Source organism: Serratia nevei, from assembly GCF_024160145.1.
GTDB classification, from domain to species: Bacteria; Pseudomonadota; Gammaproteobacteria; order Enterobacterales; family Enterobacteriaceae; genus Serratia; species Serratia nevei_A.
In genome coordinates this window covers 13,000-28,447 of the sequence record NZ_JAMYWQ010000027.1, presented here as the reverse complement: position 1 = coordinate 28,447, position 15,448 = coordinate 13,000, and the positions used below count along the sequence as shown (strand labels likewise).

The 15,448-nt window shown below is 61.6% G+C and carries 19 protein-coding genes and 1 other RNA gene; 15 read left to right on the top strand and 5 right to left on the bottom strand.

Going from position 1 to position 15,448, the window contains the following annotated elements:
* Window positions 1-5 precede the first annotated feature (5 nt).
* Entirely contained in the window at window positions 6-1,418 is a 1,413-nt protein-coding gene (gene uxaC / locus M6G53_RS17745; RefSeq protein WP_253333403.1) for a glucuronate isomerase, read from the bottom strand.
* A gap of 50 nt (window positions 1,419-1,468) precedes the next feature.
* Window positions 1,469-1,636, bottom strand: a complete 168-nt coding sequence (locus M6G53_RS17740) for a hypothetical protein (RefSeq protein ID WP_253333401.1) — start codon at window positions 1,634-1,636, stop codon at window positions 1,469-1,471.
* Between the two features lie 77 nt (window positions 1,637-1,713).
* Here M6G53_RS17740 and M6G53_RS17735 point away from each other — a divergent pair, with 77 nt between their 5' ends.
* The 11 genes from M6G53_RS17735 to M6G53_RS17685 all read left to right on the top strand — a co-directional run bounded on the left by M6G53_RS17735 (window position 1,714) and on the right by M6G53_RS17685 (window position 9,249).
* Window positions 1,714-3,012, top strand: coding sequence for an MFS transporter (locus tag M6G53_RS17735; RefSeq protein ID WP_253333399.1), 1,299 nt, complete (start codon window positions 1,714-1,716; stop codon window positions 3,010-3,012).
* Between the two features lie 119 nt (window positions 3,013-3,131).
* The gene (gene exuR / locus M6G53_RS17730; RefSeq protein WP_253333397.1) at window positions 3,132-3,908 is read left to right on the top strand and encodes a transcriptional regulator ExuR; all 777 of its coding nucleotides are present in this window, start codon (window positions 3,132-3,134) and stop codon (window positions 3,906-3,908) included.
* 186 nt (window positions 3,909-4,094) lie between these two features.
* Window positions 4,095-4,541, top strand: coding sequence for a hypothetical protein (locus M6G53_RS17725; protein WP_253333395.1), 447 nt, complete (start codon window positions 4,095-4,097; stop codon window positions 4,539-4,541).
* Window positions 4,542-4,677: 136 nt separating this feature from the next.
* Window positions 4,678-5,358 carry a DedA family protein gene (locus tag M6G53_RS17720; RefSeq protein WP_253333393.1) on the top strand — a complete coding sequence of 227 codons (681 nt, stop codon included), beginning with the start codon at window positions 4,678-4,680 and terminating at the stop codon, window positions 5,356-5,358.
* The gene (mzrA, locus tag M6G53_RS17715; RefSeq protein ID WP_366519504.1) at window positions 5,355-5,729 is read left to right on the top strand and encodes an EnvZ/OmpR regulon moderator MzrA; all 375 of its coding nucleotides are present in this window, start codon (window positions 5,355-5,357) and stop codon (window positions 5,727-5,729) included. Before M6G53_RS17720 ends, mzrA begins: the two co-directional genes overlap by 4 nt.
* A 242-nt stretch (window positions 5,730-5,971) precedes the next feature.
* Window positions 5,972-6,343: a DUF1090 domain-containing protein gene (locus M6G53_RS17710; RefSeq protein WP_253333391.1), complete on the top strand. Its 372-nt coding sequence runs from the start codon at window positions 5,972-5,974 to the stop codon at window positions 6,341-6,343.
* Window positions 6,344-6,507: 164 nt separating this feature from the next.
* The gene (locus M6G53_RS17705) at window positions 6,508-6,813 is read left to right on the top strand and encodes an ElaB/YgaM/YqjD family protein (protein ID WP_253333389.1); all 306 of its coding nucleotides are present in this window, start codon (window positions 6,508-6,510) and stop codon (window positions 6,811-6,813) included.
* 2 nt (window positions 6,814-6,815) lie between these two features.
* Window positions 6,816-7,217 carry a phage holin family protein gene (locus M6G53_RS17700; protein WP_015379160.1) on the top strand — a complete coding sequence of 134 codons (402 nt, stop codon included), beginning with the start codon at window positions 6,816-6,818 and terminating at the stop codon, window positions 7,215-7,217.
* Window positions 7,214-7,501: a YqjK-like family protein gene (locus M6G53_RS17695; RefSeq protein WP_253333387.1), complete on the top strand. Its 288-nt coding sequence runs from the start codon at window positions 7,214-7,216 to the stop codon at window positions 7,499-7,501. Before M6G53_RS17700 ends, M6G53_RS17695 begins: the two co-directional genes overlap by 4 nt.
* 295 nt (window positions 7,502-7,796) lie before the next feature.
* Window positions 7,797-8,192 carry a DoxX family protein gene (locus M6G53_RS17690; protein ID WP_004937119.1) on the top strand — a complete coding sequence of 132 codons (396 nt, stop codon included), beginning with the start codon at window positions 7,797-7,799 and terminating at the stop codon, window positions 8,190-8,192.
* A 70-nt stretch (window positions 8,193-8,262) separates the two neighbouring features.
* Window positions 8,263-9,249 (top strand): glutathione S-transferase family protein, encoded by a 987-nt coding sequence (locus M6G53_RS17685; protein WP_253333386.1) that lies wholly within the window; start codon window positions 8,263-8,265, stop codon window positions 9,247-9,249.
* A gap of 51 nt (window positions 9,250-9,300) precedes the next feature.
* Here the strand turns inward: M6G53_RS17685 and M6G53_RS17680 are convergent, their stop codons facing one another.
* Window positions 9,301-10,197, bottom strand: coding sequence for a LysR family transcriptional regulator (locus M6G53_RS17680; protein WP_025304355.1), 897 nt, complete (start codon window positions 10,195-10,197; stop codon window positions 9,301-9,303).
* A 107-nt stretch (window positions 10,198-10,304) separates the two neighbouring features.
* Here M6G53_RS17680 and M6G53_RS17675 point away from each other — a divergent pair, with 107 nt between their 5' ends.
* A complete protein-coding gene (locus M6G53_RS17675; RefSeq protein WP_253333384.1) occupies window positions 10,305-11,006 on the top strand; it encodes a pirin family protein in 702 nt (233 codons plus the stop codon).
* Window positions 11,007-11,063: 57 nt separating this feature from the next.
* Here M6G53_RS17675 and rnpB read toward each other — a convergent pair.
* An RNA gene (rnpB, locus tag M6G53_RS17670) (RNase P RNA component class A) lies at window positions 11,064-11,441 on the bottom strand.
* Between the two features lie 41 nt (window positions 11,442-11,482).
* The gene (gene rsmI / locus M6G53_RS17665; RefSeq protein WP_004937108.1) at window positions 11,483-12,346 is read right to left on the bottom strand and encodes a 16S rRNA (cytidine(1402)-2'-O)-methyltransferase; all 864 of its coding nucleotides are present in this window, start codon (window positions 12,344-12,346) and stop codon (window positions 11,483-11,485) included.
* A 62-nt stretch (window positions 12,347-12,408) separates the two neighbouring features.
* Here rsmI and M6G53_RS17660 point away from each other — a divergent pair, with 62 nt between their 5' ends.
* The 3 genes from M6G53_RS17660 to diaA are packed head-to-tail and all read left to right on the top strand — an operon-like array spanning window position 12,409 to window position 15,440.
* On the top strand, window positions 12,409-14,448 hold the full coding sequence (locus M6G53_RS17660) for a penicillin-binding protein activator (RefSeq protein WP_253333382.1): 2,040 nt from the start codon (window positions 12,409-12,411) through the stop codon (window positions 14,446-14,448).
* Entirely contained in the window at window positions 14,445-14,798 is a 354-nt protein-coding gene (locus M6G53_RS17655; protein WP_088776049.1) for a YraN family protein, read from the top strand. The genes M6G53_RS17660 and M6G53_RS17655 overlap by 4 nt, the downstream gene beginning before the upstream one ends.
* Window positions 14,799-14,849: 51 nt before the next feature.
* Window positions 14,850-15,440 carry a DnaA initiator-associating protein DiaA gene (gene diaA / locus M6G53_RS17650; protein WP_004937103.1) on the top strand — a complete coding sequence of 197 codons (591 nt, stop codon included), beginning with the start codon at window positions 14,850-14,852 and terminating at the stop codon, window positions 15,438-15,440.
* The last annotated feature ends 8 nt before the right edge of the window (window positions 15,441-15,448 follow it).

The following is a 15,448-nucleotide window of genomic DNA, read 5'->3' as shown; positions in this document are numbered from 1 at the left end:
AACGGCTACGCCAGGTCAATGGCGAAATAGTCTTTGGCGTTGTCGAAGCAGATGTTTTTCACCATCTCGCCCAGCAGCGCGATATCAGCCGGCGCTTCGCCGTCCGTCACCCAGCGGCCGATCATCCGGCAAAGAATGCGACGGAAGTACTCATGACGCGTATACGACAGGAAGCTGCGGCTGTCGGTCAGCATGCCGACGAAGCGGCTCAGCAGCCCGAGCTGCGCCAGCTGCGTCATTTGGCGCTGCATGCCGTCCTTCTGATCGTTGAACCACCAGCCGGAGCCGAACTGCATCTTGCCCGGTGTGCCTTCCCCCTGGAAATTGCCGATCATGGTGCCGATCACTTCGTTATCACGCGGGTTGAGGCAATAGAGAATGGTTTTCGGCAGGCCGCCCTGCCGCGTCTGGGCATCCAGCAGCCGCGAAAGCGGCTCCGCCAGCGGCCGATCGTTGATCGAGTCGAAGCCAATATCCGGCCCGATGGCGGCCAGCATGCGGCTGTTGTTATTGCGCAGCGCGCCGATGTGATACTGCTGCACCCAGCCGCGGCGCCGGTATTCGCCGGCCAGGAACAGCAGCACCGCGCTTTTGAACTGCGCGCTCTGTTCCCACGTCGGCAGCTCGCCGTTCAGGCGACGCAGCAGGATCGCATCCAGCGTCGCTTCATCGGCCTCGCCGAACACCACTACGTCCAGCGCGTGGTCGGCCACCTTGCAGCCGTGGGCGGCGAAGTGATCCATGCGCTTGTACAGGGCGTCGCACAGCGTGCTGAAGCGGCCGATGGCGGTGTCCGCCGCCGCTTCCAGCTGCCGCAGATAGTCGTTGAAGCCGGGCGCATCGATGGCGAAGGCCTTGTCCGGCCGCCAGCTCGGCAACACCTTGATATCGAAGCTATGATCGTCGGCGATCGCCCGATGGTGGCGCAGATCGTCAATCGGATCGTCGGTGGTGCCGACCATTTTCACCTTCATCTGCCGCATGATGCCGCGCGCGCGAAACTCATCCTGCGCCAGCAGCGCATTGCCGCGCTGCCAGATCTCATCCGCCGTGCTCGGCGACAGCAGCGTTCCCGTGATGCCGAACGGCCGACGCAGCTCCAGGTGCGTCCAGTGATAGAGCGGGTTGCCGATGGTGTGCGGCACCGTGGCGGCCCAGGCGTCGAATTTCTCGCGATCGCCCGCATCGCCGGTGCACAGCCGCTCTGCCACGCCGTTGGTGCGCATCGCCCGCCATTTGTAGTGATCGCCCCGCAGCCAGATATCGTACAGGTTGCTGAAACGGGTATTCTCCGCGATCTGCTGCGGCGGCAAATGGCAGTGGTAATCGAAAATCGGCTGGTGCGCCGCGTAGTCATGGTACAAACGCCGGGCAAATTCGCTGTCCAGCAGGAAATCTTCGCTCAAAAACGTCGCCATCTCGGGCTCCTTACTTGCCGTGCGGCACAGGGATAGAATCACAAAAGTTATCACACCAATTTTAGCAAGCGTCCAGCAAATTTTTCCCGCCATCTGCCGTTTTGCTGTCCTCCAATCCCTTTTTCGCTCGTTTTTACGACAGATGTGCGGCATAAACGCCCTATTTCACTGGCGACAGTATCGCTCAGGCGAATAATTCCTTTTGTGATATCACTCAACTTTTAAACCTGTATGACAGGTTATTGTCTCGCCAGCCGCATCGCCGGCCATACCTTCAAACGGGGAGACATTTCGGATGCGTAAAATTAAAGGGTTACGCTGGTACATGATCGGGCTGGTGACCGTCGGCACCGTGCTGGGTTACCTGACCCGCAACGCCATCGCCGTGGCGGCGCCGACGCTGGAAGATACGCTGCACATCACCACCCAACAGTATTCCTATATCGTCGCCGCCTATTCCGCCTGCTACACCGTGATGCAGCCGGTGGCGGGCTATGTGCTGGACGTGCTGGGCACCAAGGTCGGCTACGCCATGTTCGCCATTCTGTGGGCGCTGTTCTGCATGGGCACCGCGCTGGCCAACAGCTGGGGCGGCCTGGCGCTGGCGCGCGGCGCGGTCGGCATGGCCGAGGCGGCGATGATCCCCGCCGGGCTGAAGGCCAGCAGCGAGTGGTTTCCGGCCAAAGAACGTTCGATCGCCGTCGGCTATTTCAACGTCGGTTCGTCGATCGGCGGCATGATCGCCCCGCCGCTGGTGGTATGGGCCATCGTGGCGCACAGCTGGGAAATGGCGTTCATCATCACCGGCGTGCTGAGCCTGATCTGGGCCATCTGCTGGCTGCTGTTCTACAAACACCCGAAAGATCAGAAGAAACTGAGCCAGGAAGAGCGCCGTTACATCCTCGAAGGCCAGGAAGCGCAGCACCAGACCTCAAACGCCAAAAAGATGTCCGCCTGGCAGATCGTGCGCAACCGCCAGTTCTGGGGCATCGCGCTGCCGCGCTTTCTGGCGGAACCGGCCTGGGGCACCTTCAACGCCTGGATCCCACTGTTCATGTTCAAGGCCTACGGCTTTAATCTGAAAGAGATCGCCATGTTCGCCTGGATGCCGATGCTGTTCGCCGATCTCGGCTGCATCGTCGGCGGCTACCTGCCGCCGCTGTTCCAGAAGTATTTCAAGGTCAATCTGATCGTCTCGCGCAAGCTGGTGGTGACGATGGGGGCGGTGTTGATGATTGGCCCCGGCATGATCGGCCTGTTCACCAGCCCTTACGCGGCTATCGCGCTGCTGTGCGTCGGCGGTTTCGCCCATCAGGCACTGTCCGGCGCACTGATCACCCTCTCTTCCGACGTGTTTGGCCGCAATGAGGTGGCGACCGCCAACGGCCTGACCGGCATGGCGGCCTGGACCGCCAGCACGCTGTTCGCCCTGGTGGTCGGCGCCCTGGCGGACACCCTCGGTTTCAGCCCGCTGTTCGCCGCGCTGTCGGTGTTCGACATTCTCGGCGCCATCGTCATCTGGACGGTGCTGCAAAACCGCCCGGCCGCCGAAGCGCAGCCGGCCGCGCTGCAGCCGGCCCCGGCGCGCAGCTGATCCCGCCGCCCGGCCGCCGCGCCGGGCCTTTTGCTCCTCTGGCAGCGGTGCCGAATAAGTGGTATAACAAATCCGATGGCCACGCGCCCCTTCCCACCGCACCGTATAGAGCATTCACTATGGAATTCACTGAAACCCTACGCCTGTATCAGCAACTGGCCGCCGAGCTTAAGCAACGTATCGAAAGCGGCCGCTACCCGGTTGGCGACAAGCTGCCGGCCGAGCGATACATCGCCGAAGAGATGAACGTCAGCCGCACCGTGGTGCGCGAAGCGATCATCATGCTGGAAGTGGAAGGCTATGTGGACGTACGCAAGGGCTCCGGGATCCACGTGGTGTCCAACCAGCAAAAACATCTGGTGGTGCCGGGCGACAGCATCGAGTTCGCCACCGCCGGCCCGTTCGAGCTGCTGCAGGCGCGCCAGCTGATCGAAAGCAACATCGCCGAATTCGCCGCCACCCAGGTGACCAAGCAGGATATCGTGCAGCTGATGGAGATCCAGGAGCACGCCCGCAAGGAGGATCGCTTCCGCGACTCGCAGTGGGATCTGAAGTTCCACGTGCAGGTGGCGCTGGCCACCCAGAACACCGCCATGGCCACCATCGTGGAGAAAATGTGGGTGCAGCGGGTCAACAACCCCTACTGGAAGAAACTGCACGAGCATATCGACGAGCGCTCGATCGCCAGCTGGTGCGACGATCACGATCAGATCCTCAAGGCGCTGATGCGCAAAGATCCTTACGCCGCCAAACTGGCGATGTGGCAGCACCTGGAAAACACCAAGCAGATGCTGTTCAACGCCACCAGCGACGACTTCGAATACAACGCCGATCGCTACCTGTTCGCCGAAAACCCGGTGGTGCATCTGGATGGCGTGAGCCACGAGCCGAAATAGCCACGGCGGTCAAAAACCGTCGGCTTATGTCAGGTAATGTAAAATCCGCTGAATCGATGCCGTCACCGCCGTTTGCCGTGTACTATTTCACCGTCGGCAACGTAGATTTCCCTGTTGCCAATCGTGCTATTTTGGTAGAGTTAGCCCACTTTTTTACCCATTGCTACGGGGGCGGGACGCGAATAAATGCGCTGGTTGTTTGCCATGCTGATTGCTGTTTTCTGCTGGACCGGTTCGGTCTCCGGCCAACAGCTATGCGTGGCGTCCCCCAAGCCAACCCCCAGCGTGCTGAGCAGCCTGCCGCTGCTGGCGGAGCCGGCGCTTTCCCCCTATGATCATGTCTATCGGGCGCCGGCCGAAGCGCGCCGCAAAGCCCCCGGCAAGTTGCCGCTGCTGCTGCCCAGAGCGCACTCTTTCCCCGGTTCGCTGCTCGCGTCCTCCCTGCCGGCGCCGGTCTATAGCCTGGCCGCAGAGCCGGGCTACCGAATTCGATTCCCCCGCCAGGACACCCCGGCCCGCAACCGGCTTGCCCAGGTCGACTGGAGGCTGGACGCCTCCAGGCAACAGAGCCGACAGGCCGGCTGGAAAGAAAGTAACATGCAGTACCGTGGCACGCTGACTTACCACCTATGACCGGTGTCGCACCGCTTAGAAACCTTAAAGCAACGCCGTTTCATCGTTATCAGCACAGAGGATCGCCGCGCGCTTTCAGCCCACGCCCGCTCCACCGCTGAGATAAAAATAAACAATGACGTTTTAGGAACACCGGATGGACATCATTAAAGAACTGATACATGCCTTGTGGCAGCAGGATTTTGAGACGCTGGCGAACCCTTCGTTGGTGTGGACCCTCTACATCCTGCTGTTCATGATCCTGTTTTTGGAAAACGGCCTGTTGCCGGCCGCTTTCCTGCCGGGCGACAGCCTGCTGATCCTGGTCGGCGTGCTGATCGCCAAAGGCACCATGGGCTTCCCATTGACCATCGTTATCCTGACCGTCGCCGCCAGCCTGGGGTGCTGGGTCAGCTATATCCAGGGCCGATGGCTCGGCAATACGCGAACGGTGCAAGGCTGGCTTTCTCATCTGCCCGCCCATTACCACCAGCGCGCTCACAACCTGTTCCACCGCCACGGGCTTTCCGCCCTGCTGGTCGGCCGCTTCCTGGCCTTCGTGCGCACCCTGCTGCCGACCATCGCCGGCCTGTCCGGCCTGAGCAACGCGCGCTTCCAGTTCTTCAACTGGATGAGCGGCCTGCTGTGGGTCTTGATCCTGACGACGCTGGGCTTCGCGCTGGGGAAAACCCCGGTGTTCCGCAAGTATGAAGATCAGCTGATGTTCTGCCTGATGATGTTGCCACTGGTGTTGCTGGTGGTCGGGCTGGTCGGCTCGCTGATCGTGCTGTGGCGCAAGAAACGCGCCGGCGGCCAGAACCCGGGGAAAGGGGCGTGACGGCAAAGCGCCCGCGCTGGCAATACGTCCTGATGATCGCGCTCGCCCTGCTGGCGTTGGCGACGCTGTTGGTGCCCTGCATGGTGCGCACCGAGAGCGAGCTGCGCATTCGCGCCGGCCAGCAAGGGCTGTCGCTGCCCGACGGTTTTTACGTCTACCAGCGCCTGGATGAGCGCGGCATCCGCATCAAAAGCATTACGCCGGAAGGCGATGGCCTGGTCATCCGTCTGGATTCACCGGAGCAGCAGTTGCTGGCGCGCGAAGCGCTGCAAACCATTCTGCCGCCCGGCTACCACATCGCGTTGAGCGAATCCCCCGTACCATCGCATTGGGTACGCGAATTTGCGCGTTCCCCACTCAATCTGGGATAATCCCCCTTCAGATGAAGGGGTTTCCTTTCATTGCCATTATCTTCATTTTCATTCGCATCGCTTAGCTCAATAATCAATCAACCGGCACTGAATCACGGCTGATTCTTTGGGGGCGCGCCAGTTTCATGACTATGCTGAAGGATAACTTCAGCCGGCGACGAACGCCCTCCTCTCGCGCTGCCGCCTTCGGCAGTCAGGAAAGCGGATGCCCGTTCAGGCATCCCATGAAAAGGAACTGAAAGATGAAATTACGCCACTCACTGTTACTGCTGTTGCCACTCTGCACGCTGCCGGCGCTCGCTTCGGCCGCTGAGGGCGGCTGCGCCGCCAAAGCGCAAGAGATCCAACAGCAAATCGACTATGCCACCCAACACGGCAACACCCAGCGTGTGGACGGGCTGAAAAAAGCGCTGAGCGAAGTGCAGACTCACTGTACCGAAGCCGGCCTGCAGGCCGAACGCCAGAAAAATATCGCCGAGAAACAGCGCAAGGTCGACGAGCGCCGGCAGGAGCTGAAAGATGCGCAGCAAACCGGCAAGCTGGACAAGGTCGCCAAGAAGCAGCAAAAGCTGGCGGAAGCGCAGGCTGAGCTGAAACGCGCCCAGGCGGAATAATTTTTTTACACCAGCGGATTTATCGATGAGAGCCCCATCACACGGGATTTCTTAAGCATATGGAATTGATGTCTGGTGTTATCTGCTGGTCATCACCCCTTTGCTCCGGCGAAAAAATCCGCTATGTTAAAAGTCTGTCGAAATAAACGTTAAGGAATAATCACATGGCACATGATTCAAATGCAGAAAACTTACGCGCTGAACTGAAGTCCTTAGCCGATACGCTGGAGGAAGTGCTGAACTCCTCCACCGACAAGCCGAAAGCCGAGCTGGAGAAGCTGCGTTCGAAAGCGGAAGGCGCGCTGAAAGACACCCGCGCTCGCCTGAGCGACGCCGGTGACAAGCTGGCTTCGCAAACCAAACAGATCGCCGGCCAGGCCGACGACTACGTGCGCGACAACCCGTGGACCGGCATCGGTATCGGCGCAGCAGTCGGCGTCGTGCTGGGCGTGCTGCTCGCGCGTCGCTAATCATGGCTGAACAACCGCAAGTGCGCGCGCAGGGCCCCGCTAAAGGGGTCCTGGATATCGGTCAGCGCATCATCACGATCCTGGTCGGCATGGTGGAAACCCGTGTCCGGCTGGCGGTGGTCGAGCTGGAAGAGGAGAAAGCCAACCTCATTCAGCTGCTGATCATGGCCGGTATGACGCTGCTGTTCACCGCCTTCGGTTTGATGAGCCTGCTGATCCTGATCTTCTGGGCCATCGATCCGGTCTACCGGCTGGTGGCGCTGGGCGCCACCACCGGCGTGCTGCTGTTCCTGGCCGTGGTCGGCACCATCTGGACGCTGGTCAAGGCCCGCCGCACCACGTTGCTGGGCGCCACGCGCAAGCAGCTGGAACTCGACCGCGCCGAACTGGAGCGCGAGCCATGAGCCGCCGCCGCTACCTGGCATGGAAAAAAGAGAGGCTGATTCGCCAGATCCAGCAACAGCGCGTGGATCTGGCCGAACACAAGTCTCTGTGGCTGGAGAAGACCGAACGCATCGACCGCGGCTGGCAGACGGTGTTTGGCCTGCGCCGCTATCTGGTGCTCGGTTCCAGCGTCATGGCGCTGTACGGCATTCGCCACCCCAGCAAGATGATCCGCTGGTCGCGCCGCGCTTTCGGCGCCTGGAGCGCTATCCGTCTGTTTAAAAAGACCTTCTCCGCCAAGTAAGCCCCGCGTTTTTCCTTCAAACATCCTGTTGCTCGGCCCTCGTTTTTACCGCAAAACCCCGCTTCAAATGCCAGGGGCCGGGCAACCTGCTGACTTCGGTCAATTTATTAGCAGGCTAAACGTTCATATTTTTTGAAAAAATACGACAGTATTACTTGCTAACAACCTGAGCACTTCCCGCTTAACATTCACTCCATCAATACGATATGGGCCGAACCGGGTGAGAAGCCCCGTTATTCCGCCCGTTGATATGACTACCGCCGAACAGGCGCACAAAAACACTTTGGAGTAGATGATGAAAAAATTAGAAGATACAGGTTTGCTGGTTGCTCGTATTCTGATGCCAATCCTGTTTATCGTGGCAGGCTACGGCAAAATGGGTGACGCCTATGCCGGTACCCAACAGTACATGCAATCGATGGGCGTGCCTGGCTTCTTGCTGCCGCTGACCATCCTGCTGGAGTTTGGCGGCGGTCTGGCGATCCTGTTCGGTTTCCTGACCCGCACCGTGGCGCTGTTCACTGCCGGTTTCACCATCCTGACCGCACTGCTGTTCCACACTGACTTTGCGGAAGGTGTAAACCAGCTGATGTTCATGAAAAACCTGACCATCGCCGGCGGTTTCATCGTACTGGCGGTCGCAGGCCCGGGCGGCTTCAGCATCGACCGTCTTCTGAACAAGAAATGGTAATCTAAACTGTCATTCAGGGCCCGGCATGCCGGGCCCTGTCGCTTTTCACTCGGACACCAAGGAGATTCCCATGGGACAACTCGTCGATGGCGTTTGGCAAGACATCTGGTATGACACGAAATCTACCGGCGGCCGTTTCAAGCGTTCAACCGCTCAGTTTCGCAATTGGGTGACCGCCGACGGTCAGCCGGGCGAACATGGCGCGGGCGGCTTCCAGGCCGAAGCGGGCCGTTATCACCTGTACGTTTCCCTCGCCTGCCCCTGGGCACACCGCACGCTGCTGATGCGCAAACTCAAAGGGCTGGAGCAAATCATCCCGGTTTCGGTGGTGCACCCGCTGATGTTGGAAAACGGCTGGACCTTCGGCCAGGATTTTCCTGAAACCACCGGCGATCCGTTGTATCACGCCGATTTCCTGTACCAGATCTATCTGCGCGCCGATCCGCACTACAGCGGGCGCGTGACCGTGCCGGTGCTGTGGGATAAACAGCGGCAAACCATCGTCAGCAATGAATCCGCCGATATCATCCGCATGTTCAACAGCGCGTTTGACGGCGTGGGCGCCCGCGCGGGCGATTATTATCCGGCCGAGCTGCGCGGCAAAATCGATGAGCTGAACGGGTGGATTTACGATCGGGTAAACAACGGCGTGTACAAAGCCGGTTTCGCCACCAGCCAGGAAGCGTATGACGAAGCGGTCAGCGGAGTATTTAGCGCGCTGGAGCGCCTGGAACAAATCCTGGGGCAGCACCGCTACCTGACCGGCGATCGGCTGACCGAGGCCGACCTGCGTCTGTGGACCACGCTGGTGCGCTTCGATCCGGTGTACGTCACCCACTTCAAGTGCGACAAACACCGCATCAGCGACTACCTCAACCTGTACGGCTTCCTGCGCGACATCTACCAGATGCCGGGCATCGCCGAGACGGTCAGCCTGCCGCACATTCGCAACCACTACTACCGCAGCCACGCCACCATCAACCCGTACGGCATCATTTCCGTCGGGCCGGCGCAGGATCTGGACGAGCCGCACGGCCGCGACCGGCGCTTCGGCTAAGGCAAAAAAAATCCCCTTGCCGCCCGGCAAGGGGATGTCATCCAACCGACGTTAACGCTGCGCGAACAGGCGCGGAATTTCGCGCAGGAACCAGGCTTTCGCCTCCCCCATGCTGTCGCGCCGCCAGGCCATGATGATATCGGCTTCGCGGCTGTATTCCGGCCCCACCACGCGCAGCCGCCCGGCCTCGATATCTTTCTCCACCATCGGATACGGCATGGTCGCCACCCCCAGCCCGGCCAACAGCGCCAGACGCTTGTCTTCGATGGTGCTCACCGTCAGACGCTGCTGCTTATCCAGCAGCTGCACGGTCAACACCGGGCGCTCGCGGGCGGTATCCGCCACCGCAATGCCGCGGTACTTCACGCGGGTCACCTCGGACAGCGGCTCCGGCTCCAGGTGGATCGGGTGATCCGGCGCGGCGACGTAAACGCTCATCACCTTGTACAGTTTGCGGGTGTTGATCTCCGACGACGCGCGGAAATGCATGTCCGGTGCGATCACGATGTCGGCTCGCCCCTGTTCCAGCCGCTCCCAGGCGCCCGCCAGCACCTCGGTGAAAATCGACACCTGGGTGTTGGCCTTCAGCGCCAGCTTGTCGACCAGCGGGAACAGCAGGCTCGGCGGCGACAGCGCTTCGCTGACGATAGTCAGGTGGGTTTCCCAACCGCGCGCCAGCGCCTCGGCGTCGGTGGTCAGCTTGTCGGCCGCTTCCAGCAGCACCCGCCCGCGCTCCAGCAACATACGCCCCACGTTGGTGAACTTGGTGCGGTGGCCCGAACGGTCGAACAGCACCACGTCCAATTCTTCTTCCAATTTTTGCATGGTGTAGCTGAGCGCCGACGGCACCCGGCCCAATTCGTCGGCGGCCGCGGCGAAGCTGCCGCGCCGGTCGATCGCGTCCATGACTCTCAGTGCCTCAAGCGTGAGCGCCCGATCTCTGGCCATCGCATCCCTCTGTCAGGAAATTTGAATATGCCGACCAGATTAACTGGCTAACAATCCGACGTCCAGATGCTTACCATTTGGATAATGAATTTAGAGAGCCGATTGCCATGATTACATGCAGAACAGCACAACAATGCGGGCAAGCTGACTTTGGTTGGCTGCAGGCTCGCTACACCTTTTCCTTTGGTCACTACTTCGATCCCAAACTGATGGGCTACGCGTCGCTGCGGGTGCTGAATCAGGAGGTGCTGGCGCCGGGCGCGTCGTTCCAGCCGCGCACCTATCCCAGCGTGGATATCCTGAACCTGATCCTGCAGGGCGAGGCGGAATACCGCGACAGCGACGGCAACACCGCGCGCGCCAAAGCCGGCGAAGCGCTGCTGTTGGCCACCCAGCCGGGCCTGAGCTACAGCGAGCAGAACGTCAGCAGCGACACGCCGCTGACCCGCCTGCAGCTGTGGCTGGATGCCTGCCCGGAACGCAACAACGAGCGGGTGCAGCGCCTGACGCTGCCGACGGCAGGCAACCTGCTGCTGGCCTCGCCGGACGGCGCGCAGGGCAGCCTGCAGCTGCGCCAGCAGGTGTGGATCCATCATCTCGACCTGCAAGCGGGTGAACAGCTGACGCTGACGATTAACGGGCCGCGCGCCTATCTGCAGTCGATTCACGGCACCCTCGCCGCCACCGGCGAGCGCCACGAAGAGCAACGCCTGATCTGCGGCGACGGCGCCTTCGTGCGCGAGGAGAATCGCCTGACGATCCGCGCCGAGACGCCGCTGCGCGCGCTGCTGATCGATCTGCCGGTGTAAGTCGGCCGGAAAACGAAAAACCCCGCGCAACTGACGTTGCGCGGGGTTTTCTTTTGTCGAGGGAGTTGACCGGTAAGCCGGGTTCTGTCGTGGACAGTCATTCCTCTAGGCCAGCAATCGCTCACTGGCTCAAGCAGCCTACCCGGGTTCAGTACGGGCCGTACCATGTGAACCCCTATTTGGCCTTGCTCCGGGTGGAGTTTACCGTGCCACGAACTGTTGCCAGCCGCGCGGTGCGCTCTTACCGCACCCTTTCACCCTTACCTGATCCCGCTTGCGCGGGCCATCGGCGGTTTGCTCTCTGTTGCACTAGTCGTAGGCTTGCGCCTCCCAGGCGTTACCTGGCACCCTGCCCTATGGAGCCCGGACTTTCCTCCCCTCCATCTGTCTCCCCGAAGAGGACGGCAATGAAGCGGCGACTGTCTGGTCAACTCCGGCGCGGATAGTAGCGTTGCGGCGGCGGCAGGTCAACCGCTTTACGGCTGTTGTTGCTCCAGCGCGTGCTTATACAGCGCATTTTTCTTCACGCCGTGGATCTCCGCCGCCAGCGCCGCCGCCTTTTTCAGCGGCAGCTCTTTTTGCAGCAGCGCCAGCGTGCGCAGCGCCTCGAGCGGCAGCGCATCCTCCTGCGCCTTGTGGCCTTCGACGATCAGCACCATCTCGCCGCGGCGGCGCACCTCATCTTCCTGCACCCACGCCAGCAGCTCCCCCACCGGCGCGCCGTGGATGGACTCCCAGGTTTTAGTCAGCTCGCGCGCCAGCACCACATAGCGCTGCGGGCCCCAGACGGTGACCATGTCCTGCAGGCTTTCCAGCAGGCGGTGAGTGGATTCGTAGAAAATCAGCGTGCGCGGTTCCTCCGCCAGCGCCATCAGCGTATCCTTGCGCCCCTTGGTTTTCGCCGGCAGGAAGCCTTCGTAGCAGAAGCGGTCGGAAGCGACGCCCGCGGCGCACAGCGCGGTGGTGGCGGCGCAGGCGCCCGGCAGCGGCACCACGCGAATGCCGGCCTCGCGGCAGCGGCGCACCAGGTGATAACCGGGATCGTTGATCAGCGGCGTGCCGGCGTCAGACACCAGCGCGATGCTCTGGCCTTCCTGCAGTTTCGCCAGCAGCTGATCGGCCTTTTGCTGTTCGTTGTGATCGTGCAGCGCGAACAGACGCGCGTTGATCGCGAAGTGTTGCAGCAGCAATCCGGTATGGCGCGTGTCTTCCGCCGCGATCAGATCAACGCTTTTCAGTACCTCTAACGCGCGGTGGGTGATATCGCCCAGATTGCCGATGGGAGTGGGCACCACATACAGCGTTGATGCAGAAATGACTGATTGTTGGTGTTGATTCATTGTTTCATCCGGGTTGCCGATTTAATATTGAGCATCTTGAAAAAAACATCACTGGATACAGTATGCTTTCCTCAACATTCGTTCGTACCAAAGCAGGGCGTTCCAAGCCTGTCCGGCTTACCGCAGTCATCGCGGCCGCCCTTTTCCTGGCAGGCTGTCCAAGTCAGGCCCCGCAAACGCCGCCCGCCAATATACAGGACGAAGCGAGCGCCAGCTCCGATTACTACCTGCAGCAGTTGCAGCAAAGCAGCGATGATAACAAGGCTGACTGGCAATTACTTGCTATTCGCGCCTTGCTGCGTGAAGGAAAACTGCCGCAGGCCGGCGACCAGTTGAACCAGCTGCCGAAAAACCTCAGCGGCGTGCTGCAGACGGAACGCCAGCTGCTGACCGCCGAGCTGCAGATCGCCAACAAGAGCTACGTCAGCGCCCGCAGCACGCTGGGCCAGCTGGACAGCGGTTCGCTGTCGCCGAATCAGAAGGTGCGCTATTACCAGGCGCAGATCGCCGCCAATCAGGGCAAAGCGTCGCTGCCCTTGATCCGCGCCTATATCGCTCAGGAGCCGTTGCTGACCGGCAAACCGCACCAGGACAACCTCGACCAGACCTGGCAGGCGCTGCTGCAGCTGTCGCCGCAGGAGATGAACAGCCTGGTGATCAACGCCGACGAGAACGTGCTGCAAGGTTGGCTGGATCTGCTGCGCGTCTATCAGGACAACAAGCAGGATCCCGATCTGCTGAAGGCCGGCATCAAAGACTGGCAGAACCGGTATCCGAAAAACCCGGCGGCCAAAACGCTGCCCGCTCGCCTGAATCAGGTGCTGAACTTCACCCAGGCCTCCACCTCGAAAATTGCCCTGCTGCTGCCGTTGAACGGCCAGGCGAAAGTGTTCGCCGACGCTATCCAGCAAGGATTCGAAGCGGCGAAAAACGGCGGCTACGCACCGGCACCGCAGCCGCAAGCCGCGCAACCGGCCAGCGCGCCGGCCCCAACGGCGCCGGCCGATCAGGCCGCCGCGGGTGACATCAACGCCAACGGCGCGGTCAGCCCTTCGGCGCAAGAGAGCCAGCCTGCCGTGACCGCCGCGCAGCCGGCCGCGCCGTCCAGCGCGCCGGTAACGCCGCTGCAGGCCGCCAACGCGCAGGTCAAAGTGTACGACACCACCAGCCAGCCGCTGGCCGCCTTGCTGAGCCAGGCGCAGCAGGATGGCGCCACCCTGGTGGTCGGCCCGCTGCTGAAAGAGAACGTCGATCAGCTGTCCGCCAGCACCACCACGCTGAACGTGCTGGCGCTCAACCAGCCGGAAACGCCGAAGGACAACCTGAACATCTGTTACTTCGCCCTGTCGCCGGAAGATGAAGCGCGCGACGCCGCCCGCCACATCTGGGAACAGCAGAAGCGTCAACCGCTGCTGCTGGTGCCGCGCGGCGCCTTCGGCGATCGCGTCGCCAAGGCCTTTAACCAGGAATGGCAGAAGCAAGGCGGGCAAACCGTGCTGCGTCAGGACATCGGCTCCGCCGGCGAACTGCGCCAGATGGTCAACAGCGGCGGCATCCGCATGACCGGCACGCCGCTATCGAGCGCCCCGGCGCCGCAGAGCGTGACCATCGCCGGGCTGACCATTCCGGCGCCACCGAGCGACGTGCCCGCCGCAACCGGCGGCAGCGTCGACGCGGTGTATATCGTCGCCACCCAGTCTCAGCTGACGCTGATCAAACCGATGATCGACATGGCCACCAGCTCGCGCGGCAAGCCGGCGATGTACGCCAGCTCGCGTAGCTACCAGGCCGGCGCCGGCCCGGACTTCCGTCTGGAAATGGAAGGCCTGCAGTTCAGCGATATCCCGCTGCTGGCGGGCGCAAACCCTCAGCTGTTGCAGCAGGCCAGCGCGCGTTTCCGCAACGACTACTCGCTGGTACGCCTGTATGCGATGGGGATGGATGCCTGGACATTGGCCAACCACTTTGCTGAAATGCGTCAGCTGCCGGGCTTCCAGGTTTCCGGCACCACCGGCACGCTGAGCGCGTCGCCGAACTGCGTGATCAACCGCAAGCTGCCTTGGCTGCAATACCGTCAGGGTACGGTCGTTCCGGTCTCTTGAACCCACGCGCCTCCGGGGCGGGCTATGAGTTGCTGGCCCGCCGTCACCTGGAACACGCCGGGCTCACCTTCTGCGCCGCCAACGTCGCGGTGCGCGGCGGTGAGCTCGACCTCATCATGCGCGACGGCGCCACCTGGGTGTTCGTCGAAGTGCGCTACCGCCGCAACGACGCCTTCGGCAGCGCGGCCGCCAGCGTCACCGCTCGCAAGCAACAGCGGCTGCTGCACGCCGCCGCCGTCTGGCTGGCGGGGCGCGGCGCCAGTTTTGACACATCATCTTGCCGTTTTGATGTTTTGGCCATTACCGGTAGCCAGTTAGAATGGATACCCAACGCCTTCAATGCGGATTAATCGGGGTTTTGCGGCGCAGACCGGCCCTTTGACTTAGTGGATTAATACAACGTGCTGGATAGAATTAAAGTCTGTTTTACCGAAAGCATCCAAACCCAGATCGCGGCGGCGGAAGCGTTGCCTGACGCCATTTCCCGCGCTGCGATGACGCTGGTTCAATCCTTACTCAACGGCAACAAAATCCTGTGCTGCGGCAACGGCACCTCGGCGGCCAACGCGCAGCACTTTGCCGCCAGCATGATCAACCGCTTTGAAACCGAGCGCCCCAGCCTGCCGGCCATCGCCCTCAACGCCGACAACGTGGTGCTGACGGCGATCAGCAACGATCGGCTGCACGATGAAGTGTACGCCAAGCAGGTGCGCGCGCTCGGGCACACCGGCGACGTGCTGCTGGCGATTTCCACCCGCGGCAATAGCCGTGATATTGTGAAGGCGGTCGAGGCAGCCGTGACGCGCGATATGACCATCGTCGCACTCACCGGCTACGACGGCGGCGAGTTGGCCGGGTTGCTTGGCCAGCAGGATGTCGAGATCCGCATCCCGTCGCACCGCAGCTCGCGCATTCAGGAAATGCATATGCTGACCGTAAACTGCCTGTGCGACCTGATAGACAATACGTTATTCCCCCACCAGGACGATTAAGGAACTGA

Excerpts from the sequence above, each read along its gene's own strand:
- exuR (WP_253333397.1), top strand. The coding sequence starts at position 3,132 with ATGGAATTCACTGAAACCCTACGCCTGTATCAGCAACTGGCCGCCGAG.
- M6G53_RS17690 (WP_004937119.1), top strand. The coding sequence starts at position 7,797 with ATGAAAAAATTAGAAGATACAGGTTTGCTGGTTGCTCGTATTCTGATG.
- M6G53_RS17675 (WP_253333384.1), top strand. The coding sequence starts at position 10,305 with ATGATTACATGCAGAACAGCACAACAATGCGGGCAAGCTGACTTTGGT.
- M6G53_RS17695 (WP_253333387.1), top strand. The coding sequence starts at position 7,214 with ATGAGCCGCCGCCGCTACCTGGCATGGAAAAAAGAGAGGCTGATTCGC.
- uxaC (WP_253333403.1), bottom strand. The coding sequence starts at position 1,418 with ATGGCGACGTTTTTGAGCGAAGATTTCCTGCTGGACAGCGAATTTGCC.
- M6G53_RS17705 (WP_253333389.1), top strand. The coding sequence starts at position 6,508 with ATGGCACATGATTCAAATGCAGAAAACTTACGCGCTGAACTGAAGTCC.
- M6G53_RS17735 (WP_253333399.1), top strand. The coding sequence starts at position 1,714 with ATGCGTAAAATTAAAGGGTTACGCTGGTACATGATCGGGCTGGTGACC.
- M6G53_RS17725 (WP_253333395.1), top strand. The coding sequence starts at position 4,095 with ATGCGCTGGTTGTTTGCCATGCTGATTGCTGTTTTCTGCTGGACCGGT.
- M6G53_RS17720 (WP_253333393.1), top strand. The coding sequence starts at position 4,678 with ATGGACATCATTAAAGAACTGATACATGCCTTGTGGCAGCAGGATTTT.
- M6G53_RS17700 (WP_015379160.1), top strand. The coding sequence starts at position 6,816 with ATGGCTGAACAACCGCAAGTGCGCGCGCAGGGCCCCGCTAAAGGGGTC.
- M6G53_RS17710 (WP_253333391.1), top strand. The coding sequence starts at position 5,972 with ATGAAATTACGCCACTCACTGTTACTGCTGTTGCCACTCTGCACGCTG.
- M6G53_RS17685 (WP_253333386.1), top strand. The coding sequence starts at position 8,263 with ATGGGACAACTCGTCGATGGCGTTTGGCAAGACATCTGGTATGACACG.
- rsmI (WP_004937108.1), bottom strand. The coding sequence starts at position 12,346 with ATGAATCAACACCAACAATCAGTCATTTCTGCATCAACGCTGTATGTG.
- M6G53_RS17680 (WP_025304355.1), bottom strand. The coding sequence starts at position 10,197 with ATGGCCAGAGATCGGGCGCTCACGCTTGAGGCACTGAGAGTCATGGAC.
- M6G53_RS17660 (WP_253333382.1), top strand. The coding sequence starts at position 12,409 with ATGCTTTCCTCAACATTCGTTCGTACCAAAGCAGGGCGTTCCAAGCCT.